The organism is Streptomyces sp. NPDC051987 (assembly GCF_040680735.1).
Classification (GTDB): Bacteria; Actinomycetota; Actinomycetes; order Streptomycetales; family Streptomycetaceae; genus Streptomyces.
Genome location: NZ_JBFAXI010000199.1, coordinates 1 through 2026 on the forward strand (window position 1 = coordinate 1; position 2026 = coordinate 2026).

Annotated in this window: 1 protein-coding gene; it reads right to left on the reverse strand. The window is 73.4% G+C overall.

Translation table 11 applies throughout. The annotated features are described in order from the left end of the window. The coding region (locus AB0M11_RS41270) for a polyketide synthase dehydratase domain-containing protein (protein WP_365714135.1) at positions 1 to 2026 on the reverse strand (2026 nt) is incomplete at both ends.

The window sequence follows — 2026 nt, forward strand, 5'->3', positions numbered from 1 at the left end:
GCGCACCCCGTGCTCCTGGGCCAGGTGCCGCGCAGCCAGCCGGCCCAGCGTGCCCAGACCACCTGTCACCAGCACCGTCCCCTCCGGATCGAGGGGCCGACCGGTCGACGTGGCGGTGTCCGTCACACGGACGAGCCGGGGAACGAAGGCATCGCCGTCGCGCAGGGCGAGCTGTGCCTCGCCGCAGGCGAGCGCGGCCGGCAGCAGGTCGACGGATCCCTCGTCCAGGTCGACCAGGACGATCCGGCCGGGGTTCTCGGACTGTGCGGTGCGCACCAGACCCCAGACCGCACCCGCGGCCGGGTCGGTCACGTCACGGACCGCGCCCCGGGTGACGACGGCGAGCCGGGAGCCGTCGAGCCGTGGCTCGGCCAGCCAGGTCCGGAGCACGTCCAGTGTCCGGGCCGTCAGCTCCTGTGCGCGGGCGGCACCGTGCCCGAGCCCGTCCGGCAGCGTGTCCGACAGGTCCAGCAGGCCCCATGCGGGCGCGGCCTCGGCCAGCGCGGTCACGGCCGCCCCGTCGGTGACCACGGCGATATCGGCGACCGTGGCCGCGTCCTGACCCGGCAGGACCACCGGCGCCCAGGCCACGCGGTACAGGTGGTCGTGGACCGGGGCGTCCGCCGCACCGAGCTGCTCGGCGGTGACCTCGCGCATGGTCAGCGTCCCGATGCCCATCACGGGGGCACCGGTGTGGTCGGCGATCTCCAGCGTGAGTCCGTCGGGCCCGGTACGGGCCGCGCGGACGCGCAGGGCCGTGGCACCGGAGGCGTACAGCACGACGTCGTTCCAGGCGAAGGGCAGCCGTGTCGCACCCGGCGCGGAGCCGTCTGCGGCGGTCAGCAGCCCGGTCGTCTGCAGGGCGGCGTCGAGCAGTGCGGGGTGGATGCCGAAGCCCTCGGCGGTCTGGCCCTCGGGCAGGGCAACCTCCGCGTACACCTCCTCACCCTTGGTCCACACGGACCGGACGCCCTGGAAGGCGGGTCCGTAGGCGTATCCGGCGTCGAGCTGGCGGTCGTAGAAGCCGTCGAGGTCGACGCGTTCCGCCTGCGCGGGCGGCCACTGGCCGAGGTCGAAGCCGGTGTCGTGGGTCTGGTCCGCGAGGTACCCGGTGACGTGGCGGGTCCACGGGGCATCCGCGTCGGCGTCCTGCGCGGCCGAGTGAACGGTGACCGGACGCCGGCCCAGCTCGTCGCGGGCCGACACCGACACCTGGACGCGCACCGCTCCGTTCTCGGGCAGCACCAGTGGTGTCTCGATCACCAGCTCCTCGACCGTTGTGGCGCCCGCTTCGTCGCCGGCGCGCACCACCATCTCCACCAGGGCCGCCCCCGGGACCACGGTCGTCCCGGCGACGACGTGGTCCGCCAGCCACGGATGGGACCGCACCGACAGCAGGCCGGTGGCCAGGACTCCGCCCGACTCCGGCAGCGGAGTGATCGCCCCGAGGAGCAGGTGGTCGGCGCCGTTCAGCCCGAGCGAGGTGGCGTCACGGGCACCGGCCCAGGTCTGCGGCCAGTACCACTCGTGCTGGAAGGCGTACGTCGGCAGGTCCACGCGGCGCGCACCGCTCCCGGCGAAGAGCGTCCGCCAGTCGACCGCCCGTCCGGCGGTGTGCAGCCGGCCGAGCGCGGTGAGCGCGGACTCGGCCTCGTCCCGGCCGCGCCGCAGCGCGGTCGCGAGGTGGACGTCGGCTCCGTCCAGGGTCTGCTGGACGAGGGCGGTGAGGACAGCGTCGGGTCCTGCTTCCAGGAACAGGTTCACACCCTGTTCGTGCAGGGCTGTCACTCCGTCGGCGAAGCGGACGGCTTCGCGGACGTGGCGTACCCAGTATTCGGGGGAGGTGAGCTGGTCGGCGGTGGCTATGGTGCCGGTGACGTTGGAGACGACCGTGATGCGGGGCTGTTGGTAGGTGAGTTCCTGGGCGATCTGCCGGAACTGTGCGAGCATCGGTTCCATCGAGGCCGAGTGGAAGGCGTGGCTGACGGCGAGTTGCCTGGTCTTGCGGCCTTGTGCGGTGAGTGTC